Genomic DNA, 24,135 nt, shown 5'->3' with positions numbered 1-24,135 from the left:
GCGGTCAGGGCGCTGGCGGCCGGGCCAAGATGGCCTGGATGGCCTCGTTGGCGGCCGCCATGCCCATGGCCGCCGTCACCGTCACGACCGATCCGTAACCGGCGCAGGACAACCCCTGCGGCGCGCCGGGCGCCGCCTGCGCGGCGTCGGCCTGCCAGGCCGCCGGCAGGATGGCCGGCTGATCGAACCACAGGGCGCGCACGCCCATGCGCGGCACCCGTTTGAGCGCCCGCCCCTGCGCATCACTGGCGCGCGGGTAGCCATGCTCACGGCGCAGCTTGTTGCGCAACTTGGCCAACAAGGCGTCGTTGACGGCCTGCGACAGATCGCCCGCGCGCAAGGCGAGCGGGTCGGTTTTGCCGCCAGCGCCGCCGCACAGCAGCATCGGCAGCCCGCGGGCCCGCGCATGCAGCACCATCGCGATCTTGGCCGCCGCCTGGTCGGTGCAATCGACGATCATGGCGTAATCGCCGGCCAGCACCTGCTCCACATTGCCGGGTTCGACGAAATCCTCGATGCGCGTCACCCGGCATGCCGGATGGATGGCGGCGATACGCTCGGCCATGGCATCGACCTTGGCCTGACCCAGGGTGGCGCTCAAGGCATGGATCTGCCGGTTCACGTTGGATTCGGCGATATTGTCCAGATCGATCAGTGTCAGGGCGCCGACGCCGCAACGCGCCAGGGCCTCGGCGGTCCAGGAACCCACGCCGCCCAGGCCGGCCACCGCCACGTGCGCGGCGCGCAGGCGGGCAGGCGCCTCGGGGCCATACAGGCGGGCCAAGCCGCCAAAACGGCGCTCGGCGTCAATCTCACAGGCAACAGGGTCGGGCAGCATCATGGGGCGTATTGTCCCACGACGGCGTCGCCGCCCAGCGCCTGATAGATCTGCACCTGATTGCGCAGTTGCTGCAAGCGGTTCTCGTCCACCGCCACTTCCGCGGCGCGGCGCTTTTCCTGGGCGTCGAGCCAGATCCGCAAGGCCACCGCGCCGGCGCGCCAGCGCGTTTCATAGAGCCGTTCGACCTCGCGGGCCGCGTCCAGCGAGGCCTGCAACAGACGCGCCCGGTCGGCCAACTGGCTGCGCGCCGACAAGGCATTCTCCACGTCGCTCATGGCCTGGTAGAGCGCCTGGCGGAACTGCGCCACCAGGATCTCGTAATCGGTTTCGGCGATGCGGATGTTCAGCCGCATCTGGTTCCAGTTCAGAAAGGGCAAGGCCAGGCCCGCGCCCAGCGTGGCCACCGGATTGGCCAGCAAATGGCCCAGCGAATCGCTGGCCGAGCCGACCGAGCCCGTCAGCGTCATGGGCGGGTAAAAGCTGGCGCGCGTGGCATCGGTACTCGCCAGCGCGCCGCGCAGCCGCGCCTCGGCCGCGCGCAGATCGGGGCGCCGCGCCAGCAAGTCGGCCGGCAGCCCGGCGTCCACCCCGGGCAAGGGGCCCTGCGGCAGACGCTGGGGATCGGCCACGATACGATCCGGCGGCCCGTCGAACAGAATCGTCAGGCCATTGATCGCTTCGACGCGCTGCTGCAGCAGATCGGTATGCGCGGCCTCCTGGCTGGCCAGGGTCTGACGCGCCTCGGCCACTTCCAGGCCCGACGCGCCGCCCGCGCCATATTGCGCCTGTACCAGTTCGAGGGTGCGCCGCGCGTAGGCAATGCTCTCGCGGCTGCTGGCCAGACGCTGATTGAGATAGGCGGTCTGCCAATACAGCTCGGCCGTGGTCCCTACCAGGCTGAGCGCCGCGGCCTGGCGGTCCTCTTCGGTAGCCAGCGCCTGCCACTGCGCGGCATCCCGCGCGCGCGCCAGCTTGCCCCACAGATCGAGCTCCCAGCTCGCCGCGAGCTCCACATTGGTGGCGCGCGCGCTGGCCCGCGCGCCGTCCAGGTTGCGGCTGCGATTGAAGCTGCCCGTGCCGCTGGCGGTCGGATAGAGATCGCTTTGCGCCAGCCCGGCCTGCAGCTGCGCGCGGCGCACGGTCAGGGCCGCCACGGCCAGATCGTTGTTGCGCGCCAGGGCCTGCTCGACCAAGGTGTCGAGCACCGGATCCTGGAAATTGCGCCACCACGGGCCACCCGGCGCCGGCGCGCGCGGGGACGTGGGCTGCCCCTGCTGCCAGCGCGCCGGTGTCTGCACCTCGGGCCGCTCGTAGGGAGTATGTATGCATCCGGCCAACAGCAAGGATGCCAGGATCAGGACAGGCTTCATTCTCGTGCCAGCGATTCGATGGGATCCAGGCGCGCCGCATTGCGCGCCGGCAGATACCCGAAGGCCACGCCGATCAGCGTGGAACACACAAAGGCCGCCACCATGGACGTGCCGGAATACACCATCTGGAAAGCGCCACGCGTGGCCTGCGACACCAGCACGCCGATCGACAGCGACAGCAGAATGCCCAACAGCCCGCCGATCAGGCAGACCAGAATGGCCTCGATCAGAAACTGCTGCATGATGTCACTGCGGCGCGCGCCCACGGCCATGCGCACGCCGATCTCGCGCGTGCGCTCGGTGACCGACACCAGCATGATGTTCATCACGCCAATGCCGCCGACCACCAGCGAGATCACGGCGATCAGCGACACCAGCAGCGTCAGGGTCGCCGTCGTGCGCTCCACCGTCTGGCGTATGGTGTCGGTATTGAAGACGAAAAAGTCCTTGGCGCCATGGCGCTGCCGCATGAGCGTGGTGATGGCTTCCTCGGCCGCCTTGGTCGGCATGCTGTCGCTCACGCGCACCGTGATGCTGCGCAGATGCTGCTGGCCCAGGATGCGGCTCAGGGCCGTGGTGTACGGAATCCAGACATGCAGCGTATCGGCGTTGGCGAACAGCGTTTCCTGCGGCTGGGTCACGCCGATCACGCGCGCGGGCACCGCGCCCAGAAAAATCACCTGACCAATCGGATCGGTATGGTTGCCGAACAGACTCTTGGCCGTGTTGGTGTCGATCACCACATCCTGGCTGCGCCGGGAAACACCGGCTTCGTCGAAAAATTGCCCCTGGGCGATCTTCACGCCGCGCACCCGGAAGTACTGCGCGCCCACCCCCTGCACCGAGCCATTGACCGACACGTTGCGATAACGCAGCGTGGTGGTGGTCGAGACCTCGGGTGAGACGCTGTCGGCGTAGGGCTGGCGCGCCAGCGCCTCGGCATCGGCCGGCACCAGCGTGCGGATGGTGGATGCCTTCTCGTCGCCGAAATCCTTGCCCGGGAAAATATCCACGGTATTGGTACCCATGGCGCTGATATCGCTCAGTATCTTCTGGCGCGAGCCCGTGCCCAAGGCCACCACCGACACCACGGCCGCGATACCGATGATGATGCCCAGCATGGTCAGGCAGGTGCGCAACCGGTGCGCGTTCATGGCCAGCAGGGCCATGCCCAGCGCCTCGCGGCCCCGGTCCAGCCAGGCCCGCCAGGGCTGCTGCGGCGGTTTTTCTTCCTCCGGCCCGGCATCGCCGGCCAGCGCGGCGCGCTCGGGCGCCTGCGGATTGGCGCGGTCGGACACGATGCGGCCATCGCTGATCTCGATGATGCGGCGCGCATGGCGCGCCACGCTCATGTCGTGCGTGACCAGCACAATCGTGTGGCCCGCCGCATTCAGCTCTTCGAGGATGCGCAGCACCTCCTGGCCGGTCTGGCTGTCCAGCGCGCCGGTGGGCTCGTCGGCCAGAATGATGCGGCCGCCGTTCATGAGCGCGCGCGCGATACTCACGCGCTGCTGCTGGCCGCCCGACAACTGCCCGGGGCGGTAATCCAGCCGCTCGGCCAACCCGAGCCGGCGCAGCAGGTCGGCCGCGCGTGCCTGGCGCGGCCCGCGCGCCAGGCCGGCGTACACCGCCGGCATCTCCACATTGCCCTGCGCCGTCAAATCGGCCAGCAGGTGATAGCGCTGAAAAATGAAACCGAAGTGCTCGCGCCGCAACTCGGCCAATTCGTCCGGCCCCATGCGCGACGTCTCGCGGCCGTCGACGCAATACACCCCGCGCGAAGGCCGGTCCAGACACCCGAGCAGATTCATCAGCGTGGACTTTCCCGAGCCCGACGCTCCCACGATGGCCACCATCTCGCCGGCCGCGATCTCGAGATTGACCTCACGCAGGACGGCGATGACCTGGTCGCCGGCGGCGAACTCCCGCCAGACGTCCCGCAACTGGATCAGCGCGCCGCTCACGGCCGCCCCGCCGCCGGCGCGGCATCCGCCGATACGACCTTCTCGCCTTCGCTCAGCCCTTCGAGCACCTCGGCCATGACGTTGTTATTCATGCCGACGCGGATCTGGCGCGCCTGCGGCTGGCCATCCTCGCCCACCACCCGCACGGTGTACCACCCGTCCTCGCCCTTTTTGCCCAGCGCCGACGACGGAATCTGCAGCACCTGGCTGGCTTCGCCCAACACCACGAAGACCTGGGCCGTCATCGAAATGCGCAGCACCTCATCCGGGTTGGGCACGTCGAACAGGCCGTTGTAATAGACCGCCGACGAGGTCGAGGTGCTGGAAGTGTTGGTCAGCGCGGAGGTGCTCTCGTCGCGCTGGATGGAGTCGGGCGCCGGTTCGATGGCCCGCAGCACGCCATAGTGGCGCGTGTCGGGCTCGCCCAAAATCGTGAAGTAGACCTTCTGGCCCGGACGCACCCGCGTGACATCGGCCTCCGAAATCTGTGCCTTGACCGTCATGGTCCCCACCTGCGCGACCTTGATGATGGTCGGCGCGCTCTGGATGGAATTGACCGTCTGGCCTTCCTTGGTGACGATGGCCACGACCTTGCCGTCCATGGGCGAGACGATGCGGGTGTAACCGAGGTTGACCTTGGCCTTGTCGACCTCGATCTCGGCCTGCGCGATCTGGGCCTGCAGGGCCACGATGTCGGCACGGGTCACATTGAGGGTGGCCTCGGCGGACTCGAACGACTCGCGCGAACTGGCGTCGGCCGCCAACATTTTGCGCTGCCGGGCATAAGCTTGCTCGGCCTGCTTGAGCGTGGCCTGCTTAGCGCGCAACTCGGCGCGCCGGGTCTCCAAGGCCGCCTGCACATTGCGCAGCTCGTTCTGTTGCGTCATGTCGTCGATCTCGGCGATCAACTGGCCCTGTTTGACCTCCTCGCCCAGCTTGACCTTGAGCGACTTCAGCTGGCCGGAGACCTGCGCGCCCACGCTGACCTGCCGGACGGCTTCCAGCGTTCCGCTGGCCAGCACGCTGTTTTCCAGGTCGCCGCGCTTGACCGTCGCGGTGGCGAAGGTGGGCGGTGGGGCACTGGGGAAGAACAGCCATTTAATCAGCAACGCGGCGATCAACAGGCCGATGGCGATCCAGACATAGCGCTTGAGGCGGCCAGGTTTTGCTTTCATCGACATCCTGGGGCAAGGCCCCGTAGATAGGAAAAGTTTTTATCTGCGAACTGCCCGCATTCTACGGGCGGCCCGGGCAAACCCGAAATGGCGCCAGATAGCTGACGTCCCAACCGTATAGACCTAAAGCGTTGTATGCAAGACACAATCGCGCCGCCGCCGCCCGTCCGCCGCCCCTGCCCGGCTGAAACGGCTACTGCGCCCAACTCCGCCCAACGCCCCGCCAATCGCCGCCGACCTGATGCATACGGCCCCGTTTCCGTCCAACCGCGAGCCGCCGGCCCGGCGCCGGCAGGCCCGCCCCGCTGCCTCGACATTCACGGAAGTTAGGCACAGAATCATTGCAAATAGCCGTGTCCAAGCCCCCCGACTCCTCTTCCTCCAGCGCATCCCACTCCGCCTTCCAAGGAGCCGCCTGGCTGTGCCTGCTGGCCATGCTCAATCACGTGGCATTGACCGGCGGACGGATCACGGTGTCCCTCACGGCGCTGCAGATCGGCCTGTCCACCTTCAAGGTGGGCACCCTGGTGGCAGTCTTTGCCGTGCTGCCCATGCTGTTTTCCGTCCATGCCGGACGCTGGGTGGACAAGGTCGGCGTGCGCAAGCCCCTGATCATCGGCACCTCGCTGGTCACGCTGGGCACCGCGCTACCCTTTCTGACGCCGACGCAATCCGCCCTGCTCATCGCCTCGTGTTGCATCGGCATCGGCTTCATGCTGCATCAGGTCGCCACCCAGGATCTGCTGGGCCATGCCGAACCCCGGCAGCGGCTGCGCAATTTCTCCTGGATGTCGCTGGCGCTGGCCGGCTCCGGTTTTTCCGGTCCGCTGATCGCCGGTCTGGCCATTGACCACCTGGGCAACCGCATGGCCTTCGGCCTGCTGACGCTGGGACCGCTGCTGTCCATCGGCGGCCTCTACCTGCTGCGGCGGCGTCTCAGGCAGGCCGATCTGGCGCTGGCCGGCGTCAGCACGCAGCGCGCCGCCGAAAAGCGCCGCGTCACCGAGTTGCTGGCCGTCCCCGCCCTGCGCCGCGTACTCATGGTCAACACCATCCTGTCCGGCGCCTGGGATACGCATCTGTTCGTGGTGCCCATCTTCGGGGTGGCCATCGGCCTGTCGGCCACCACGATCGGCCTGATTCTTGCCGCCTTCGCGGCGGCAACATTCGTCATCCGCCTGCTTCTGCCCTTTATCCAGAAACGCGTGCGTTCCTGGACGCTGGTGCGCGTGTCCATGGCCACGGCGGCCGTTGATTTCATGCTTTACCCGTTTTTCACCGACGTCAGCACCCTGATCGGGCTGTCTTTCGTGCTCGGGCTGGCCCTGGGCTGCTGCCAACCGAGTATGCTTTCAATGCTGCATCATTATTCGCCGCATGGGCGCGCAGCCGAAGCGGTCGGGGTTCGCATGGCCCTGATCAACGCGTCGCAGGTGACCCTGCCGCTGACTTTCGGCGCCCTGGGCGCAATCATCGGCGTGGCGCCGCTGTTCTGGGCCTATGCCCTGGCCCTGACGGCCGGGGGCTGGTTCAACCGCCATCCGCCGCAAGATACCGAAATGTCGTCGTGACCTCGCCGCTTTCCGCTCCCGCCGACGCGCCCGTCCTCTCCGGCGCGTCCACTCCCTTCCGGCTCTGGACGCCCGAAGAGCGCCGCGCCTCGCTCGATGCCGCGCTGGCGCATTGGCGCGACGGCCAGGACCTGTGGGTCTATGGCTATGGCTCGCTGATCTGGCGGCCGGATTTCGCGTTCGAAGAACGCCGCCTGGCCATGCTGCGCGGCCACCACCGCGCGCTCTGCCTGTGGTCGCGCGTCAACCGCGGCACGCCCGAATGCCCGGGGCTGGTCTTCGGCCTGGACCGGGGCGGCTCCTGCCGGGGCGTGGTCTACCGCCTCGCCGGCGCCCAGGTGCCGGAATACTTCCCCGCCCTCTGGGATCGCGAGATGTCCACCGGCGCCTATCTGCCGCGCTGGCTCACCTGCCAGACCGAGAACGGTCCCGTGCAGGCGCTGGTCTTCATCATGAACCGCGCCAATCCCGCCTATATCCGCGCCCTGCCCGAAGAAGAAGTGCTGGCCATCGTGCGCCGCGCGGCCGGCCGCTACGGCCCCTGCACCGACTACGTGGTCGAAACCGCGCGCGCGCTGCGCGCCGCGGGCATCCACGACGCGCGCCTGGAAGGCCTGGCCCGCCATCTCGACCCGGCGCCGCAGCCCGCCCCCGCGCGCTGAAGGCCGCCCCAGGGGAAACCCGGGGCGGATGGCGGTAAACTGAGATCTTCCCCACGCCACTGCCGACCATCATGTCCGTTTCCGATCTGCGTCAAAGCTATGAAAGAGGCGTCCTGCTGGAAAATCAGGCCGCCATCGCGCCGCTCGACCAATTTGCGCTGTGGTTCCAAGAGGCCATCGCCGCCCAGGTTCCCGAGCCCAATGCCATGACCCTGGCCACGGTCGACGCCAGCGGCCAGCCCTCGGCGCGTATCGTCCTCATCAAGGGATACGACGTCCGCGGGTTTACCTTCTTCACCAATTACGAGTCGCGCAAAGGCCATGATCTGCTGGCCAACCCGCGCGCCGCGCTGCTGTTTTTCTGGCAGCCGCTGGAGCGCCAGGTGCGCATCGAAGGGGTGATCGAGCGCGTCAGCGCCGAAGAATCCGACGCCTATTTCAAAAGCCGGCCGGTCGGCTCGCGCATTGGCGCCTGGGCCTCCAATCAAAGCCAGCCCGTCACGCGCGAAGACCTCGAAGCCCGCGAACGCGATTTCCGCGCCCGCTACGGCGACGAGCCGCCGCGCCCGCCGCATTGGGGCGGCTATCGCCTGGTCCCGACGTGTTTCGAATTCTGGCAAGGCCGCCCGTCGCGCCTGCACGACCGTCTGCGCTACCGCGCCGATGGCAAGCAGGGCTGGGTGATGGACCGCCTTTCGCCCTGACGCCGCCCACGCATGTCCCCTCTTCCCGAATTTGATGCCGCCTTTTTTCGCACCGCCCTGGGCCGTTTCGCCACGGGCGTGACCGTCGTCAGCACCACCGGCTTGTCCGGCGAGCGCATCGGCATGACCGTCAGTTCCTTCAACTCGGTCTCGCTGAACCCGCCGCTGGTGCTCTGGAGCCTGTCGCGCGCATCGTCCTCGCTGCAGGCCTTTCTGCGTTGCGAGCGCTACGTCATCAACGTGCTGTCGGCCGAGCAGATAGCCCTGGCGCGTCACTTCGCCACCGGCACGACCAGCGAACGCTTCAACGGCCTGCCCGACGTCAGCGCCCCGCATGGCACCCCGCGCCTGGACGAGCGCAATGCGGCCTGGTTCGAATGCCGCAACCGCAGCCAGTACGAAGAAGGCGACCATGTCATCATGGTCGGCGAGGTGCTCGCCTGCGGTTGCAGCACCGAAGACCCGCTGGTCTTTCACGCCGGCGGATTCGACCTGACCCCTGCCCGCCAGACCTGAACGCCATGAACACCGATATCGATTGCATCGTCATTGGGGCCGGCGTCGTCGGCCTGGCCATCGCCCGCGCACTGGCCTTGTCCGGCCGCGACGTGCTGGTGGCCGAGGCCACCGAAGCCATCGGCACGGGCACCAGCTCGCGCAACTCCGAAGTCATTCACGCCGGCATCTACTACCCGGCGGGCAGCCTGAAGGCGCGCCTGTGCGTGCGCGGCAAGCATCTGCTCTATGACTACTGCGCCGCGCGCGGCATCGGCCACAAGCGGCTGGGCAAACTCATCGTCGCCACCTCCGAGGCCGAAGCCGCCAGCCTGGCCGGCATCGCGGCCCGGGCCGCAGCCAATGGCGTGGACGACCTGCAGCCGCTGAGCGCGAAGCAGGCGCAGGCGCTCGAACCCGCCCTGCGCTGCACCGCCGCGCTGCTGTCGCCATCGACCGGCATCGTCGACAGCCATGCCCTGATGCTGTCGTATCAGGGCGAGGCCGAGAACGCCGGCGCGCAATTCGTCTTCCATACCCCCATGCTGCGCGCCCGCGTGCGAGACACAGGCGGCTTCGATGTGGATTTCGGCGGGCCCGAACCCCTGAGCCTGAGCTGCAACGTGCTCATCAACAGCGCCGGGCTGCACGCCCCCACGCTGTCACGCCGCATCGAGGGCCTGCCGGCCGCAAGCATTCCGGCCGAGTATCTGTGCAAAGGCAGCTACTTCACGCTCAGCGGCCGCGCGCCCTTTTCCCGCCTCATTTACCCGGTGCCGCAACACGCCGGCCTGGGCGTGCACCTGACGCTGGACATGGGCGGGCAGGCCAAGTTCGGCCCGGACACCGAATGGATTCCGGTCGAGGACTACACCCTGCACCCCGAGCGCGCCGACGTCTTCTACGACGCCGTGCGGCGCTACTGGCCCCAACTGCCCGACCAGGCCCTCACGCCCGGCTACACTGGCATCCGGCCTAAAATCTCGGGCCCCACCGAACCGGCCGCGGACTTCATGATTTCCGCGCCTGCCCAGCATGGCGTTGCCGGGTTCGTGGGCCTGTATGGCATCGAATCCCCCGGCCTGACCTCCAGCCTGGCGCTGGCCGAAGACACCCTGGCCTTGCTGGCCCGCTGATCGCTATCGTTTATTGACCCCAGAGAACATGCAGCACAACGACTACATCCTGACCCTGTCTTGCCCCGATCGCACGGGCATCGTCTATCGCGTCAGCGGCCTGCTGTTCGAACTGGGTTGCAGTATTCTCGATTCGCAGCAGTTCGGTGACGAAGAAACCGGCCGCTTTTTCCTGCGCGTGCACTTCGACCTGCCGGGTGAAGGCGACGCCGCGATGCTGCGCGAAAAGTTCGCCACCGTGGCGGCCGACTACAGCATGGACTGGCAGATCCACGACGCCCGCCAAAAGCCGCGCCTGCTCATCATGGTCAGCAAGCAGGGTCACTGTCTGAACGACCTGCTGTTCCGCGTGGGCAGCGGTCAGCTGCACGCCGAGATCGCGGCCATCGTCTCCAACCACAATGACTACGCCGGCCTGGCGGCCTCTTACGGCATCCCCTTTCACCACCTGCCCGTCACGGCCGAGACCAAGACCGCGCAAGAGCATCAGGTGCTGGAGCTGGTCGAGCGCGAGCGCATCGATCTGGTGGTGCTGGCGCGCTATATGCAGATCCTGTCCGCCGACCTCTGCCACGCCCTGGCCGGACGCGCCATCAACATCCACCATAGCTTCCTGCCCAGTTTCAAAGGCGCGCGCCCTTATCACCAGGCCCATGCCCGGGGCGTGAAGCTCATCGGCGCCACCGCGCACTACGTCACCTCGGACCTGGACGAAGGCCCCATCATCGAACAGGATATCGAGCGCGTGGATCACACCATGACCGCCCAGGCATTGACCCAGGTCGGCAGCGATATCGAATCCATGGTGCTGTCGCGCGCGGTGCGCAGCCACGTCGAGCACCGCATCCTGCTCAACCGCAACAAGACCGTCGTCTTCCGCTGATCCGCCGGCCCGGCCCTCAGCGGCCGAGCGCCACCCCTTCGCGGCGCGGATCCGCGCCGCCCTCGAGGCGGCCGGGCGTCATCATGATGCCCTGCACGCCGCTCGGAAACTCCACCATCTCGACCTTGTGCCCCAGCGCGCGCAGGCCCGGCGCCAGGGCCTGCAGCGTGCTGCCCTGCTCCAGCTCGGTGGCCCGGTTGCGGCTGCCCATGTTGGGCAGGGCGATGGCGCGCTGGATGTCCAGACCGCCATCGATCACGCCGACCAGCGTCTTGGCCACGTAGTTGATGATGGCGCTGCCGCCCGGCGAGCCCAGCGCCAGCCAAGGCTTGCCCGACTGGAACACAATCATCGGCGACATGGCGCTGCGCGGCCGTTTGCCGGGCTCGATGCGGTTGGCGATCAGGCGCCCCTGCGCATCATGCCAGGACGACGAAAAATCCGTCATTTCGTTGTTGAGCAGAAAACCATGCACGAAGATCTTGCTGCCGAAGGCCGACTCGATCGTGGAGGTCATGGAGACGACATCGCCCTGCGCATCGACGGCCACCAGATGGGTGGTGGACGGCACCTCGAAAGCATCATCCTGCCCGCGCGCCTGCCGCATCCCGGCCGGGTCGCCCGGCAAGGCGTGCCCCATGCTGCGGTCCGGACGGATGAGCGCGGCGCGCTGGCGCAGATACGCGGGATCCAGCATGGCCGCCACCGGCACCGGCACGAACTGCGGGTCGGCCACGTAAAAATCCCGGTCGGCGAAGGCCAGCCGGCCGCTCTCGGCGAAATAGTGCACGGTGCGCAGCGATTGCGCCCCGTCCAGGCGGTAGGGCTCCAACTGGCCCAATATCTGCAGCACCGCCAGCGGGCCGCTGCTGGGCGGCGGCGGGCCGCACAGCCGGTAGCCGCGGTAGCGTCCACAGACAGGCTCGCGCCGCAAGGCCTGATAGCCCGCCAGATCCGCCTCGCTCAAGTCGCCCGGCTGGGCATGGGTGCGCACGGCCGCGACGATGTCGCGCGCCACCTCCCCGGTGTAGAACGCGTCCGGGCCTTCGGCGGCGACGCGCCGCAGCAGGCGCGCGAACTCGGGGTTGCGCAGCACATGGCCGACAGGCCAGGGGCGGCCCTGGCCGTCCAGGAAGTAAGCCGCCGCGGCCGGCTGGGCCGCCAGCTGCGGCGTCTCCTGGATCAGCGTATGCAGGCGGGGCGACACCGCAAAGCCCTCCTCGGCCAGGGCAATGGCCGGCGCGAACAGCTCGGCCCAGGGCAAGCGGCCCTGGTCGGCATGCGCCAGCGCCAGCCCGCGCAGCAGCCCTGGCGTGGCCACCGCGCGGCCATTGTTGACTGCCTGCTCGAACGGTATCGGTTTGCCCGCCTGCAGAAAACGGTCGGCCCGCGCCGCGGCGGGCGCGGTTTCGCGGCTGTCGTAGGTAACGAGCTCATGCGAAGCGGCGTTGTAATGCAGCATGAAAGCCCCGCCCCCGATGCCGGAAGACTGGGGTTCGGTGAGGTTGAGCACCAGTTGGGCGGCAATCACGGCATCGACGGCGCTGCCGCCCCGTGCCAGGATGGCCTCGCCCGCCCGGCTGGCCAGCGGGTTGGCCGTGGCGATCATGTAATGGCCGGCCACCGCCAGCGACTTGGGCTGGTAGCCGCTGCCCGCCTCGGGATTGACCTCACGCGCGCCGGCCGGGGCCAGCAAGGCCAGCGCCAGGCTGGCAAGCGCAGAAAAGCGTACAAAAACAAGCCACATCAGCAAAGCCCCGACTCGATCGCGTCAGCCCACATCTTAAGCGGCGAACGGGGATTTCGGCCTTAGAATCGGCCTTTTCGACCCCCGGACCGCCATGCGCCTGCGCCATATCGAAGTTTTCGAAGCTATCCGCCGCACGGGCTCACTGACCGAGGCGGCCGCGGCGCTGCATATTTCGCAGCCGGCGGCCAGCAAGCTGCTCGCGCACGCCGAGACCCAACTGGGCTTCAAGCTGTTCGAGCGCGTCAAGGGCAGACTGGTCGCCACGCGCGAAGCCGACATCCTCACCCCGGAGATCGCCCGGCTCAATCAGGATCTGAACAGCGTGCGCCGCCTGGCGGCTTCATTACGCGAGAGCCCCTATGGCCACCTGCGCCTGGGCTGCGCGCCGGCGCTGGGCCTGGGCCTGCTGCCGGACGTGGTGCGCGCCAGCCGCGACGCCCACCCGGGGCTGACCTTCGACATCCACACCCATCACAGCGCCGAACTGGTGCAAGGCCTGCTGGCGCGCGAACTGGATCTCGCCATCACCTTCGACACCAATGATCATCCGGGGCTGACGCGCAGCGTGCTGGGGCACACGTCGCTGGTGCACTTGAGCCGCCAGCCGGGCCAGGGCCCGGCGCGCCTGGCCGACCTGGCCGAAGACACCCTCATCGTGCTCGACGCGCGCGACGCCTCCGGCTCCCTGCTGCAAACGGCGCTCGATACCTTGGGGCTGGCCCCGGCCGTGGCGATCCAGGTGCAGACCCATTATGTGGCTTGCGCCCTGGCGCAGGCCGGCTGCGGCCACGCCATCGTCGACGCCATCACCGCGCGTGCCATGCTGCGCCCGGGGATGTGGGTGCGCCCGCTGGCGCCGCCGCTGCGCGTGCCCATCGGCGTGCTCACGCGCAGCCGCGATCCTTTGCCCACGCTCTATCACGACTTCGTCGACCGCCTGCGCGAGCAGTGCCAGGCGCTGGAGCAGGCCGGACTGCCCGAGGGCAGCTAGCGCGGGACAAAAAAAACGCCGTGTCAGCGACACGGCGTTCTGTGCAGCAATCAGGCCGGCATCAATCCAGCTTGATGTTCTGCTTCTTCACCACATCAGCGGCCCAGTCGTACTGTTCCTTGATTTCCTTGGCGAACTCTTCCGGCGTGTTGCCCGAAGGCGCGGAGCCCTGGTCATCCAGCGTCTTGAGCACCTTGGGGTCCTTCAGGGCGATCACGGCAGCGTCACGCAGCTTGTTGACGACTTCCATCGGGGTGCCCTTGGGCGCGAGCAGACCGTACCAGACGGGCTGGTTCAGCACCGGGAAGCCCGCGTCGGCGAAGGTGGGAACGTCCTTGATCGCATCGATGCGCTTGGGCCAGGCGATGGCCATGGCGCGCAGCTTACCGGCCTGGATCTGGGGCATGGACGAAGGCAGGTTGTCGAAGATCAGTTCGATCTGGCCGCCCACGGCATCCGCCACGGCCGGACCCGACCCCTTGTAAGGCACGTGCACGATATCCGTGCCGGTGGCCATTTTGAAGGACTCGCCCATCAAGTGCAGCACGCCGCAGGTGCCCGAGCTGCCGTACGAATACTTGCCCGGGTTTTTCTTCAGTTCTTCGAGGAAGCCCTTGAAGTCCTTGGCCGGGAACTTCGGATTGACCGCCACCACGTTGGCCGTATTGGCGAAGTTGGTGACCGGCTGGAAATCCTTGATCGGATCGTAGGGCAGATCGTTCGGGCGGCAGGCCGGGTTCACGGCCATGGTCGACACCGTCGCGATCGACAGCGTGTAGCCGTCCGGGGCCGCGCGGGCCGCTTCGGCCGCGCCGATGGCGCCACCTGCGCCGCCCTTGTTCTCGACCACCATGGGCTGGCCCAGTTCCTGGGACATGCGCTGGGTGACGATACGGGCGATGATGTCGGTCGAACCGCCAGGCGCGAAAGGCACGATCACGCGGATGGGCTTGTCCGGAAAATCGGCAGCCTGCGCGCCGGCCACGGCGGCAAAACCCATGGCCACGGCCATCGCCTGAACGAGAGTGCGTGTTTTGATCATCGGTGTGTTCCTCCTGATAAGCAGCGCCGCGCGTGAGCAGCGCCGGTGTGCTGGATCGGCCATCTGTAGACGGCCTGTGTCTGTATGATTATTTGCGAACGCGATCTGTGTCTGTCGCCGCCCGGGAGCCGGACGGCGTGCGTTCGATGTCGCAGAATAGCAGCAAATGGCGAGCACGCGGTAGGATTCAGCCTTCTCGAACCCCTACGCCCCGCGCTCATCCATGTCGGTTGCCCTGCTCGTTCTGCCTGACTTTCTGCTGGTTGCCCTGGGTTGGGCCTTGCGCCACAAACTGGGTTTTACGCGCGAATTCTTCGCCGGCTGCGAGCGTCTGGTCTATTTCGTGCTCTTTCCGGCCTTGCTCTTCCAGTCCATCCTGCGCACGCCCATCAGCGCGGGCAATGCCGTACTGCTGCTGCAGGCCGCCTTCGCCGTGATCGCCGCCGGCGTGGTGCTGTCCTGGCTCGCCGCCCCCGTCTTGAAGCCCGCCCCCATGGCGCTGGCCTCGGCGGCGCAATGCGGCTACCGCTTCAACACCTACATCGGCCTGGCGCTGGCGGCCAGCCTCAACGGCGCGGCCGGCCAGACCGCCATGGCCCTGATCATCGGTTTCGCCGTGCCCATGGCCAATGTCGCCGCAGTCTACGGTCTGGCGCGCCACAACGGCAACCGGCTGCTGGGCGAACTGGCGCGCAACCCGCTGGTCGTCTCCACGCTGACGGCCCTGGCCTGTAATCTTGCCGGCCTGACCTTGCCCGGCCCGGTGGGCACGGTGCTGGGCCGCCTGGGCGCGGCCGCCATCGCCCTGGGCATCATGTGCGTCGGAGCCAGCCTGTCGTGGGAAGGCGGGCGCGGCCACGGCCGCCTGATCACCTGGATGCTGGTGGTCAAGCTGCTGGCGCTGCCGCTGGTGGCCCTGGGCGTGGCCCGGCTGCTGCACATGCCTGCCCTGGAGGCGCGCATGCTACTGCTGTTCGCCGCCCTGCCGACGGCCTCGGCCAGCTATGTGCTGGCCATGCGCATGGGCGGCGATGGCCGCATGGTGGCCGTGCTGCTGTCGCTGGGCACGCTGTTCTCGGCGCTGACCATCCCGCTGTGGCTGATGGCCGGCTAAAAAAACAGGCTGCCCGCGGCCTTGCCGCGGACAGCCTGCTTATGCCCCCGGGGCGCCTGGACTCAGCGCTTGGCGTTCGTCATGTTGCCCGGCACGACCCATTCGGCGAACTGCGCTTCCGACACATGGCCCAAGGCCAGCGCGGCCTGCTTGAGCGACAAGCCTTCCTTGTGCGCCTTCTTGGCGATCTGGGCGGCCTTGTCGTAGCCGATGTGCGGGTTCAGCGCCGTCACCAGCATCAGCGAACGGTCGACCAGCTCGGCGATACGCTCGAGGTTGGGTTCGATGCCGCGCGCGCAATGCGCTTCGAAGCTGGCCATGCCATCGGTCAGCAGGCGCACCGACTGCAGGAAATTGTGGATGATCACCGGCTTGTAGACGTTGAGCTCGAAGTTGCCGCTGGCGCCGCCGATGTTGATGGCGACGTCATTGCCCAGCACCTGGGCCGACAGCATGGTCAGGGCTTCGCACTGCGTCGGATTGACCTTGCCCGGCATGATGGAGCTGCCCGGCTCGTTTTCCGGGATGCTGATCTCGCCCAGGCCCGACCGCGGGCCGCTGGACAGCCAGCGCACGTCGTTGGCGATCTTCATGGCGCCGGCGGCCAGCGCCTTGAGCGCGCCATGCGCGAACAGCAACGCCTCGTGCGAGGCCAGCGCCTGGAACTTGTTGGGCGCCGACACGAAGGCCACCCCCGTGTCATGCGCCAGCGCGGCCGACACCTTGGCGCTGAACTCCGGGTGGGCGTTCAGGCCCGTCCCGACGGCCGTGCCGCCGATGGCCAGCTGGTGCAGGCCGGGCAGCGTCGCCCGGATCTGCGCTTCGGCCAGATCGAGCTGGGCGACCCAGCCGGAGATTTCCTGACCCAGGGTCAGCGGCGTGGCGTCCTGCAAGTGGGTGCGGCCGATCTTCACGATGTCGAAGAAAGCGGCGCTTTTCTCGGCCAGCGTGGCGCGCAGCACCTTCAGCGACGGCAGCAGATGCTGCTCGACCTGCACGGCGGCGGCCACGTGCATGGCCGTCGGGAAGGTGTCATTGGACGACTGGCCGCGATTGACGTGATCATTGGGATGGACTTTGCGCGCTTCGCCGCGCACGCCGCCGAGGATCTCCGAGGCGCGGTTGGCCAGCACCTCGTTCATGTTCATATTGCTTTGCGTGCCCGAGCCCGTCTGCCAGACCGACAGCGGAAACTCATCCGGCCATTTGCCGGCGATGACTTCGTCGGCCGCCGCGATGATGCCCTTGGCGATGGCGGGGTCGAGCTCACCCAGCTCGGCATTGACCTGCGCGGCGGCGCGCTTGAGCTGCGCCATGGCCGTCACCAGCGGCACCGGCATTCTTTCGGTGGAAATCGCGAAAAAATGCAGCGAACGCTGGGTCTGCGCGCCCCAGAGATGATCGTCGGGGACTTCGATGGGGCCGAAAGTGTCTTTTTCGGTGCGGGTCTTCATGAATCGCGGCTCCGTAACAACGAGACAATCCTGCCGGAAAGAATCGGGCAAGGACAATGAGAATCACTATCAAATCGAAAGCGTAGCAGAAAGCGCGGCCTTCCTATAATCCGACTCACCAATTTGTTTTTACCACCTGCTCGCCGCCATGTCCGCTCCCCTCGCCCACCTCGCCCTGCACCTGCCCGACGAACACGCCACGGACGCGCTGGCCGGCCAATTGGCGCCGCTGGTCAACGGCGCTCACGGTCCCGCCGGGGGGCGGATACACCTGCGCGGCGACCTGGGCGCGGGCAAGACGGCCTTCACCCGGGCACTGTTGCGCGCAAGCGGCATCAAGGGCCGGATCAAAAGCCCGACCTATGCCCTGCTTGAATCCTATAAAGTTTCTAACTTATACTTCTATCACTTTGATTTTTATAGACTTAGTGATACGCGAGAATGGTTGGACGCAGGATTTCGCGATTTACTGCGTGACGATGCCGTCGTTTTGATCGAATGGCCCGAGCGCGCCGGCGCATTTTTACCGGTGCCGGATCTGGAGATTGCCCTGCTCCACACCGAGCAGGGACGCGATGCCAGCCTGACCGCCTACACCGCCCGAGGACAAACATGGTTGAACGCGATTGTCCCTCCGATAGCGGCGCACTCCCGCCACGTGCCGCCACCCGCCGACGCCTGATCAGCGTCGCAGCGACGCTGCTCGTCTTGCCGGTCGTGCCGCGGCTGGCGCAAGCGGCCACCATCCTGGCGGTGCGCACCTGGCCCGCCGAAGAATACACACGCGTCACGCTCGAACTCGACCGCGAGCTCAAGGCCGAGCAATTCACGCTCGAAAATCCCCATCGTCTGGTGGTCGACATCGAAGGCCTGACCACCAACGCCGCCCTGAACGATCTGGTGGCCAAGGTCCGGCCCGGCGACCCCTACATCCAGGGCCTGCGTGTCGCGCAGAACCGCCCCAATGTCGTGCGCCTGGTGTTCGACCTCAAGCAGGCCGTCGCGCCTCAGGTCTTCACCCTCAAGCCGGTGGGCGATTATCAATACCGCCTGGTGCTCGATCTGTATCCCAAGATCGCGCAGGATCCGCTGGTCGCCATCCTGAACAAATCCTCCGGGCCGGATGTCGACGATCCGCTGGCCCGCGTGCTGGACGAGATCTCGCGCAACCAGCCCACGCCGGCGCCCGCTCCGCTGGCGCGCGGCCAGGAGCCTGCCCCCACGCTGCCCACGCCCGCCCCCAAGCCGGCCGCGCCGACGCCGGCGCCCGGGCGCGCCCGCCGACGCATGCTCACCATCGCGCTGGATCCTGGCCATGGCGGCGAAGATCCCGGCGCCATCGGCGCGACGGGCCTGCGCGAAAAAGACGTGGTGCTGCGCATCGCACGCCGCCTCAAGACGCTGATCGATGCCCAGCCGGCCATGCGCGCCTATCTGACGCGCGACGACGACTATTTCGTGCCCCTGCACGTGCGGGTGCAAAAGGCGCGCCGCGTGCGCGCCGACCTGTTCATCTCCATCCACGCCGACGCCTGGATCAAGCCCTCGGCCAACGGCTCTTCGGTATTTGCGCTGTCCGAGCGCGGGGCCTCCAGCACGCAGGCGCGCTGGATGGCCGACAAGGAAAACGCCGCCGATCTGATCGGCGGGGTCAATCTCGGCAGCCATGACCGCCAGGTCGCCAAGGTGCTGCTGGACCTGTCCACCACCGCCCAGATCAATGATTCGCTCAAGGTCGGCACAGCCTTCCTGGACGAAATCAAAAAGATCAACCGCTTGCACAAGAATCATGTCGAACAAGCGGGTTTCGCGGTGCTCAAGGCGCCCGACATCCCGTCCATCCTGGTCGAGACGGCCTTCATCAGCAACCCCGATGAAGAATCCAAGCTGCGCAGCAACTCGCACCTGGACAAACTGGCACAGGCCATGCTGACCGGTATCGATCGGTATTTCACGGCCAACCCGCCGCTGGCCCGCATGGCTGACGTCAGTTGAAGGCAAACGCGGCACAAAAAAAATCCATCCCTCGGGATGGATTTTTTTTGCCTTGCGGCCAGGCCCGCGCCTAGGAGGCCTTCCCCGACCGTTGCCGGCCACGGATAAAGCGCAAGGCGGCGGCGGCGGCAACCGGCACGACGGCCGCGGCCAGCCCCAGCAACACGATGGTGTTCAGATGGTCTCTGACGATGGGAATGTTGCCGAAGAAATAGCCGGCCGTCACCAGCCCGACGACCCACAGCAACGCCCCGGCGATATTGAAAAACTGAAAGCGGCCCTGCGGCATGTGGGCCACGCCCGCCACGAAGGGCGCGAAGGTGCGCACCACCGGAATGAAGCGCGACATGACAATGGTTTTGCCGCCGTGCTTCTCGTAGAACAAATGCGTTTTGAGCAGCGCGCCGCGATCCAGAAACCGGACGTTCATGGTGAAAGCGCGCGGCCCCAGCGCTCGGCCTACCCAGTAATTGAGCGTGTTGCCCGTCACCGCGGCGACCACCAGCAGCGCGCCCAACAGCACCGGATCGATCGCGCCGCTGGCGCCGAACGCGCCGGCGATGAACAGCAGCGAATCCCCGGGGAGAAACGGCAAGACGACCAGCCCCGTCTCGGCGAACACAATCAAGAAAAGCACCAGATAGACCCATGCACCGTACTGCTCGATCCAGACCCCGAATGTCTGATCGATGTGCAGGATCATGTTGAGAAAATCCATTGTCCGCGCGCGCCCCGGCCTTGCCCAAAAAAGAAGAGACACTATAGCAGCGCCGGGCAGGGGCTAAAATCAGCGCTCTTTCCCGCCTCGCCTTCGCCCGCCATGTCCGACCGCCGCTCCATCGCTCAACTCCCCGACCTGCTGATCAGCCAGATTGCAGCCGGCGAAGTGATCGAGCGCCCGGCCTCGGTACTGAAGGAAATCCTGGAGAACGCCATCGACGCCGGCGCCCGCGCCATCGAGATCCGGCTCGAAGGCGGCGGCATCCGCCGCATCGCGGTCAGCGACGACGGCTTTGGCATCCCGCCCGACGAACTGCCGCTGGCCGTGGCGCGCCACGCCACCAGCAAGATCCGCTCGCTCTCGGAGCTGGAGTCCGTCGCCTCCATGGGGTTCCGGGGCGAGGCCCTGGCCTCGATCGCCTCGGTGGCGCGCTTGAGCATCATCTCGCGTGTGCGCCAGGGCGACCATGCCTGGCAGATCGACGCGGCGAGCGGCGAAATCAGCCCGGCGTCGGGCCCGGCCGGCACCACGGTAGATGTCCGCCAACTGTTCGACAACGTTCCGGCGCGCCGCAAATTCCTGCGCTCCGAGGCCACCGAATTCGGTCATTGCCTCGACGCCCTGGAACGCATCGCGCTGGCCAATCCGCAGATTGCTTTCCGCCTGTTCCATCACGACAAGGCGCAGCGCCAATGGCTGCCCGCCGACCCGGGCCAGCGTATCCGCGACGTACTGGGCGCGGAGTTCGCCAGCCAGGCCTTGCCCGTGGACACGCGCTACGGCGCCATCGGCCTCATGGGCATGGTGACCCGCCCGACGGCCGCGCGGGCGCGCGCCGATCGCCAGTATCTGTATGTCAACGGCCGCTACGTGCGCGACCGCACCGTCAGCCATGCGCTGCGCAGCGCCTACGCCGATGTGCTGCATGGCGATCGCCAGCCCGCCTATGTGCTCTATCTCGAGGTCGATCCGGCCGCGGTGGACGTCAACGTCCATCCGGCCAAGCACGAGGTGCGCTTCCGTGACAGCGGCGCCGTGCATCGCTTCGTGGCGCAGGTGGTCGGCCAGGCGCTGGCGCAGACCGGCGGCGCGCAAGCGCTGGACGACACGGCAGCCAGCGAGGCCGCGCCAGCGGCCGCCGCCGGCCCGGCCGCCCTCCCGCCGCGCGCACCGGCTCCGCTGCTGTCGCCCAGCCCGCCCGCGCCGGCCGCACGGCCGCATACGCAAGTGCCGTTCCGGCTGCAGGAACCCGCCGGCGTGGCGGCGCGCGACTGGCAGTCTCTCTACCGGCCGCTGAACGACGCGGCCGCCGCGTCCGCGCCACTGGCCGAACCGGCTTCCGGCTCGGCCCCGCTGCCCGAGCACGACGAGCAGCCCCTGGGCATGGCGCTGGCGCAATTGCATGGCATCTACATCCTGGCGCAGAACAGCCGCGGGCTGGTGCTGGTGGACATGCATGCCGCGCACGAACGCGTCGTGTACGAACAGCTCAAGCGCGCGCTCGACAATCGCAGCCTGCCGCGCCAGGATCTGCTGGTGCCCGTGGTCTTTCATGCTCAGGAAAAAGACGTCGCACTGGTCGAAGAGTTTGCCGAACAACTGGGCGAACTGGGCTTCGAAATGCGGCCCGCCGGCCCCAACGCCATCGCGGTGCGCAGCGTGCCCGCGCTGCTGGCGCGCGGGGATATCGAAAGCCTGACGCGCGCCGTGTTGCGCGACCTGGGATCGGTCGGCGAGTCGCGCCTGCTGACCGAGCAGCGCAACGAACTGCTCTCCACCATGGCCTGCCATGGTTCCGTGCGCGCCAACCGCCGCCTGACCCTCGAAGAGATGAATGCGTTGTTGCGCCAGATGGAGGCCACGGAGCGCGCCGACCAGTGCAACCATGGCCGCCCCACCTGGATACAGTGGTCCGTGAACGATCTGGACAAACTGTTTTTGCGCGGTCAATGAGCATGGCATCACTTCCCCTGATCTGTCTGGCCGGCCCGACGGCGGCCGGGAAAAGCGCGGCCACGCTGGCCCTGGCGCAGCGCTGGCCGCTGGAAATCATCAATGTCGATTCCGCGACCATCTATCGCGGCATGGATATCGGCACGGCCAAACCCTCGCCGGCCGAACAGGCTCAGGTGCCGCAGCATCTGCTGGATATCCGTGACCCGGCGCAGGCCTACTCAGCCGCCGAGTTCTGCAGCGACGCACTGCGCCTGATCGCCGAGATTCAGGCGCGCGGCCGCATTCCCTTGCTGGCGGGCGGGACCATGCTTTATTACAAGGCGCTGCGCGAAGGTCTGGACGCCCTGCCCCAGGCCGATCCGGCATTGCGCGCCCGGCTCGAGGCCCAGGCCGCCGAGCAGGGTTGGCCGGCCCTGCACGCCGAACTGGCGCAGCGCGACCCGATCACCGCCGCCCGGCTCTCGCCCAACGACAGCCAGCGGATTCAGCGCGCGCTGGAAATCTGTGTGCTGTCCGGCCAGCCCATGTCGGCCCTGCTGACCGGCGCGGCGCGCCGCCCCGACGGCGATCATCGTTTTCAGACCATCAGCCTGGAGCCTTCGGAGCGGGCGGGCCTGCACGCACGCATCGCTCAACGCTTCGACGCCATGCTGGACAACGGCCTGGTCGAGGAAGTGCGCACCCTGCGCCTGCGCGCCGATCTGCATCCCGGCCTGCCTTCCGTGCGCTGCGTGGGCTACCGCCAGATCTGGGCCCATCTGGACGGCGAGATCCCGCTCGATGAGGCCCGCGAGCAAGGCATCGCCGCCACGCGCCAGCTCGCCAAACGGCAGCTCACCTGGCTGCGCGCCCAGCCCGATCGCCTCATCACGGACTGCCTGGCGCCGACGGCCGCGCAGCAGGTGGTCGACCTGGCCGCGCCCTATCTGGACGCCCGCCCCCCGGGCTAGGCCCGGCAGCGGAACTCAGCATGAAAAAAACCCGCCGCGGCGGGTTTTTTTTCATGCAGCGGGCCGGACTCAGACCACGAAGGTCTGGGCCATGCCGTTTTCCTGGGCCACGATCTCGCCGATACGGCTGACCACTTCGCCCTGACCCCGCAAGGTGGTGGCGATGGCATCGGCCTGATCGGCCGCCACCACCAGCACCATGCCGATACCGCAGTTAAAGACGCGGTGCATTTCCGCGTCGGCCACGGCGCCCTGTTGCTGCAGCCACTGGAACAGCTTGGGCATGGTCCAGCCGTCGCGGTTGAGCCGGGCCGCCAGGCCGGGCTGCAGAATGCGCGGCACGTTTTCGACTAGGCCGCCGCCGGTGATGTGGGCCAGGCCCTTGATGGCCGTGCCGTGCTGCGCCATGGCCGCCAACACCTGCTTGACGTAGATGCGCGTGGGCGCCATGACCACATCGACCAGCGGCTGGCCGTCGAAGTCCTGCTCGGGACGGGCGCCCGCGCGCTCGAGGATCTTGCGCACCAGCGAATAACCGTTGGAATGCGCGCCGCTGGAAGCCAAACCCAGAATCACGTCGCCCGGCTGGATCGACTTGCCATCGATGATGGCCGACTTTTCGACCGCGCCGACGGCAAAGCCGGCCAGGTCATATTCGCCTTCCGGGTACATGCCGGGCATTTCGGCGGTTTCGCCGCCGATCAGCGCGCAGCCGGCCAGTTCGCAACCCCGGGCGATGCCGCCGACCACGGCTGCGGCCGTGTCCACCGACAGTTTGCCGCAGGCAAAGTAGTCGAGGAAGAACAAGGGCTCGGCGCCTTGCACGAGGATGTCGTTGACGCTCATGGCAACCAGGTCGATGCCGACCGTGTCGTGGCGATTCCAGTCGAAAGCCAGGCGCAGCTTGGTGCCCACGCCGTCGGTGCCCGAGACCAGCACGGGCTCACGGTATTTCTTGGGCACCTCGAACAAGGCGCCAAACCCGCCGATGCCCCCCAGCACGCCGGCGCGCATGGTGCGCGCCGCCAAGGGCTTGATGCGATCGACCAGCGCGTCGCCAGCGTCGATATCAACCCCGGCGTCGCGGTAGGTCAGAGGGGCGTTGTTTTCAGTGGTCATGGGGCAAACCGTGGGAAATGTAATAATTTCGGATTCGGGGGGATAGAGCGGGATTTTAGACGAAGCCGCGAATAGACCCAATCCGGCGCCGGTTGGCGGGGTATCCGCTGCTTTCCGGCACCATTTTTTACCGAGGGGCGGCCGGCTGCCGGCGCCATGCGGGACGGCAGGGGCTTTCGTGGTTTAAAGTTAAGGGTTAGCCGTGCACGGCCAGCCGCCGCGCCCAGCCCCGAGCTCGTTTT

The 24,135-nt window shown here is 67.4% G+C and carries 21 protein-coding genes; 12 read left to right on the top strand and 9 right to left on the bottom strand.

The genetic code is table 11. The annotated features are described in order from the left end of the window. Nucleotides 1-4: 4 nt before the first annotated feature. From CAL22_RS04510 to macA, 4 genes are read right to left on the bottom strand one after another with little or no spacing between them, the layout of a single operon-like run. Entirely contained in the window at nt 5-841 is an 837-nt protein-coding gene (locus CAL22_RS04510) for a tRNA threonylcarbamoyladenosine dehydratase (RefSeq protein WP_094810754.1), read from the bottom strand. Beyond that, nucleotides 838-2,211, bottom strand: coding sequence for an efflux transporter outer membrane subunit (locus CAL22_RS04505; protein ID WP_094810752.1), 1,374 nt, complete (start codon nt 2,209-2,211; stop codon nt 838-840). The genes CAL22_RS04510 and CAL22_RS04505 overlap by 4 nt, the downstream gene beginning before the upstream one ends. Next, the gene (locus CAL22_RS04500) at nt 2,208-4,175 is read right to left on the bottom strand and encodes a MacB family efflux pump subunit (RefSeq protein ID WP_094810750.1); all 1,968 of its coding nucleotides are present in this window, start codon (nt 4,173-4,175) and stop codon (nt 2,208-2,210) included. The genes CAL22_RS04505 and CAL22_RS04500 overlap by 4 nt, the downstream gene beginning before the upstream one ends. Further along, nucleotides 4,172-5,350 carry a macrolide transporter subunit MacA gene (gene macA, locus CAL22_RS04495; protein ID WP_094810748.1) on the bottom strand — a complete coding sequence of 393 codons (1,179 nt, stop codon included), beginning with the start codon at nt 5,348-5,350 and terminating at the stop codon, nt 4,172-4,174. Before macA ends, CAL22_RS04500 begins: the two co-directional genes overlap by 4 nt. Before the next feature lie 434 nt (nt 5,351-5,784). On the opposite strand from macA, the gene CAL22_RS04490 reads away from it, so the two are divergent. The 6 genes from CAL22_RS04490 to purU all read left to right on the top strand — a co-directional run bounded on the left by CAL22_RS04490 (nt 5,785) and on the right by purU (nt 10,801). Further along, nucleotides 5,785-6,921 (top strand): MFS transporter, encoded by a 1,137-nt coding sequence (locus CAL22_RS04490; RefSeq protein ID WP_167383565.1) that lies wholly within the window; start codon nt 5,785-5,787, stop codon nt 6,919-6,921. After that, entirely contained in the window at nt 6,918-7,583 is a 666-nt protein-coding gene (locus CAL22_RS04485; protein WP_094810744.1) for a gamma-glutamylcyclotransferase, read from the top strand. Before CAL22_RS04490 ends, CAL22_RS04485 begins: the two co-directional genes overlap by 4 nt. 71 nt (nt 7,584-7,654) lie before the next feature. Continuing rightward, nucleotides 7,655-8,287, top strand: a complete 633-nt coding sequence (pdxH, locus tag CAL22_RS04480; protein ID WP_094810742.1) for a pyridoxamine 5'-phosphate oxidase — start codon at nt 7,655-7,657, stop codon at nt 8,285-8,287. 12 nt (nt 8,288-8,299) lie between these two features. Next, nucleotides 8,300-8,803 carry a flavin reductase family protein gene (locus CAL22_RS04475; RefSeq protein WP_094810740.1) on the top strand — a complete coding sequence of 168 codons (504 nt, stop codon included), beginning with the start codon at nt 8,300-8,302 and terminating at the stop codon, nt 8,801-8,803. 5 nt (nt 8,804-8,808) lie between these two features. Continuing rightward, nucleotides 8,809-9,918 carry an NAD(P)/FAD-dependent oxidoreductase gene (locus CAL22_RS04470; protein WP_094810738.1) on the top strand — a complete coding sequence of 370 codons (1,110 nt, stop codon included), beginning with the start codon at nt 8,809-8,811 and terminating at the stop codon, nt 9,916-9,918. A gap of 28 nt (nt 9,919-9,946) precedes the next feature. Next, complete coding sequence (gene purU, locus CAL22_RS04465; protein WP_094810736.1) at nt 9,947-10,801, top strand: formyltetrahydrofolate deformylase; 855 nt, start codon at nt 9,947-9,949, stop codon at nt 10,799-10,801. 16 nt (nt 10,802-10,817) lie between these two features. Here purU and ggt read toward each other — a convergent pair whose 3' ends face one another. Continuing rightward, nucleotides 10,818-12,548 (bottom strand): gamma-glutamyltransferase, encoded by a 1,731-nt coding sequence (gene ggt, locus CAL22_RS04460; RefSeq protein WP_094810734.1) that lies wholly within the window; start codon nt 12,546-12,548, stop codon nt 10,818-10,820. Nucleotides 12,549-12,642: 94 nt separating this feature from the next. Between ggt and CAL22_RS04455 the strand changes: the two genes are divergently transcribed. Continuing rightward, nucleotides 12,643-13,542: a LysR family transcriptional regulator gene (locus CAL22_RS04455; RefSeq protein ID WP_094810732.1), complete on the top strand. Its 900-nt coding sequence runs from the start codon at nt 12,643-12,645 to the stop codon at nt 13,540-13,542. Between the two features lie 61 nt (nt 13,543-13,603). Here CAL22_RS04455 and CAL22_RS04450 read toward each other — a convergent pair whose 3' ends face one another. Next, entirely contained in the window at nt 13,604-14,584 is a 981-nt protein-coding gene (locus CAL22_RS04450) for a tripartite tricarboxylate transporter substrate binding protein BugE (RefSeq protein WP_094810730.1), read from the bottom strand. Between the two features lie 223 nt (nt 14,585-14,807). Between CAL22_RS04450 and CAL22_RS04445 the strand changes: the two genes are divergently transcribed. Continuing rightward, entirely contained in the window at nt 14,808-15,698 is an 891-nt protein-coding gene (locus CAL22_RS04445) for an AEC family transporter (RefSeq protein ID WP_094810728.1), read from the top strand. 62 nt (nt 15,699-15,760) lie between these two features. On the opposite strand, the gene fumC is transcribed toward CAL22_RS04445, so the two are convergent. Then, nucleotides 15,761-17,152 carry a class II fumarate hydratase gene (fumC, locus tag CAL22_RS04440; protein WP_094810726.1) on the bottom strand — a complete coding sequence of 464 codons (1,392 nt, stop codon included), beginning with the start codon at nt 17,150-17,152 and terminating at the stop codon, nt 15,761-15,763. A gap of 148 nt (nt 17,153-17,300) precedes the next feature. On the opposite strand from fumC, the gene tsaE reads away from it, so the two are divergent. Further along, nucleotides 17,301-17,834 carry a tRNA (adenosine(37)-N6)-threonylcarbamoyltransferase complex ATPase subunit type 1 TsaE gene (gene tsaE, locus CAL22_RS04435; RefSeq protein WP_094810724.1) on the top strand — a complete coding sequence of 178 codons (534 nt, stop codon included), beginning with the start codon at nt 17,301-17,303 and terminating at the stop codon, nt 17,832-17,834. Further along, entirely contained in the window at nt 17,765-19,147 is a 1,383-nt protein-coding gene (locus CAL22_RS04430) for an N-acetylmuramoyl-L-alanine amidase (RefSeq protein WP_143276937.1), read from the top strand. The genes tsaE and CAL22_RS04430 overlap by 70 nt, the downstream gene beginning before the upstream one ends. Before the next feature lie 70 nt (nt 19,148-19,217). Here the strand turns inward: CAL22_RS04430 and CAL22_RS04425 are convergent, their stop codons facing one another. Further along, complete coding sequence (locus tag CAL22_RS04425) at nt 19,218-19,850, bottom strand: VTT domain-containing protein (protein WP_094811120.1); 633 nt, start codon at nt 19,848-19,850, stop codon at nt 19,218-19,220. 117 nt (nt 19,851-19,967) lie between these two features. Here CAL22_RS04425 and mutL point away from each other — a divergent pair, with 117 nt between their 5' ends. Continuing rightward, nucleotides 19,968-21,821 carry a DNA mismatch repair endonuclease MutL gene (gene mutL, locus CAL22_RS04420; RefSeq protein ID WP_094810722.1) on the top strand — a complete coding sequence of 618 codons (1,854 nt, stop codon included), beginning with the start codon at nt 19,968-19,970 and terminating at the stop codon, nt 21,819-21,821. Beyond that, complete coding sequence (gene miaA / locus CAL22_RS04415) at nt 21,818-22,774, top strand: tRNA (adenosine(37)-N6)-dimethylallyltransferase MiaA (protein WP_094810720.1); 957 nt, start codon at nt 21,818-21,820, stop codon at nt 22,772-22,774. The genes mutL and miaA overlap by 4 nt, the downstream gene beginning before the upstream one ends. Nucleotides 22,775-22,843: 69 nt before the next feature. On the opposite strand, the gene purM is transcribed toward miaA, so the two are convergent. Beyond that, a complete protein-coding gene (gene purM / locus CAL22_RS04410) occupies nt 22,844-23,893 on the bottom strand; it encodes a phosphoribosylformylglycinamidine cyclo-ligase (RefSeq protein WP_094810718.1) in 1,050 nt (349 codons plus the stop codon). Between the last annotated feature and the right edge of the window lie 242 nt (nt 23,894-24,135).

The organism is Bordetella genomosp. 12, assembly GCF_002261355.1.
Taxonomy (GTDB): Bacteria; Pseudomonadota; Gammaproteobacteria; order Burkholderiales; family Burkholderiaceae_B; genus Bordetella.
This window is presented reverse-complemented; position numbering and strand designations above follow the sequence as displayed.

Coding starts and splice junctions, on each gene's coding strand:
- CAL22_RS04510 (WP_094810754.1), bottom strand. CDS start 841: ATGATGCTGCCCGACCCTGTTGCCTGTGAGATTGACGCCGAGCGCCGT.
- CAL22_RS04505 (WP_094810752.1), bottom strand. CDS start 2,211: ATGAAGCCTGTCCTGATCCTGGCATCCTTGCTGTTGGCCGGATGCATA.
- macA (WP_094810748.1), bottom strand. CDS start 5,350: ATGAAAGCAAAACCTGGCCGCCTCAAGCGCTATGTCTGGATCGCCATC.
- CAL22_RS04490 (WP_167383565.1), top strand. CDS start 5,785: ATGCTCAATCACGTGGCATTGACCGGCGGACGGATCACGGTGTCCCTC.
- pdxH (WP_094810742.1), top strand. CDS start 7,655: ATGTCCGTTTCCGATCTGCGTCAAAGCTATGAAAGAGGCGTCCTGCTG.
- CAL22_RS04475 (WP_094810740.1), top strand. CDS start 8,300: ATGTCCCCTCTTCCCGAATTTGATGCCGCCTTTTTTCGCACCGCCCTG.
- CAL22_RS04470 (WP_094810738.1), top strand. CDS start 8,809: ATGAACACCGATATCGATTGCATCGTCATTGGGGCCGGCGTCGTCGGC.
- purU (WP_094810736.1), top strand. CDS start 9,947: ATGCAGCACAACGACTACATCCTGACCCTGTCTTGCCCCGATCGCACG.
- ggt (WP_094810734.1), bottom strand. CDS start 12,548: ATGTGGCTTGTTTTTGTACGCTTTTCTGCGCTTGCCAGCCTGGCGCTG.
- CAL22_RS04455 (WP_094810732.1), top strand. CDS start 12,643: ATGCGCCTGCGCCATATCGAAGTTTTCGAAGCTATCCGCCGCACGGGC.
- CAL22_RS04450 (WP_094810730.1), bottom strand. CDS start 14,584: ATGATCAAAACACGCACTCTCGTTCAGGCGATGGCCGTGGCCATGGGT.
- CAL22_RS04445 (WP_094810728.1), top strand. CDS start 14,808: ATGTCGGTTGCCCTGCTCGTTCTGCCTGACTTTCTGCTGGTTGCCCTG.
- fumC (WP_094810726.1), bottom strand. CDS start 17,152: ATGAAGACCCGCACCGAAAAAGACACTTTCGGCCCCATCGAAGTCCCC.
- tsaE (WP_094810724.1), top strand. CDS start 17,301: ATGTCCGCTCCCCTCGCCCACCTCGCCCTGCACCTGCCCGACGAACAC.
- CAL22_RS04430 (WP_143276937.1), top strand. CDS start 17,765: ATGGTTGAACGCGATTGTCCCTCCGATAGCGGCGCACTCCCGCCACGT.
- CAL22_RS04425 (WP_094811120.1), bottom strand. CDS start 19,850: ATGATCCTGCACATCGATCAGACATTCGGGGTCTGGATCGAGCAGTAC.
- mutL (WP_094810722.1), top strand. CDS start 19,968: ATGTCCGACCGCCGCTCCATCGCTCAACTCCCCGACCTGCTGATCAGC.
- miaA (WP_094810720.1), top strand. CDS start 21,818: ATGAGCATGGCATCACTTCCCCTGATCTGTCTGGCCGGCCCGACGGCG.
- purM (WP_094810718.1), bottom strand. CDS start 23,893: ATGACCACTGAAAACAACGCCCCTCTGACCTACCGCGACGCCGGGGTT.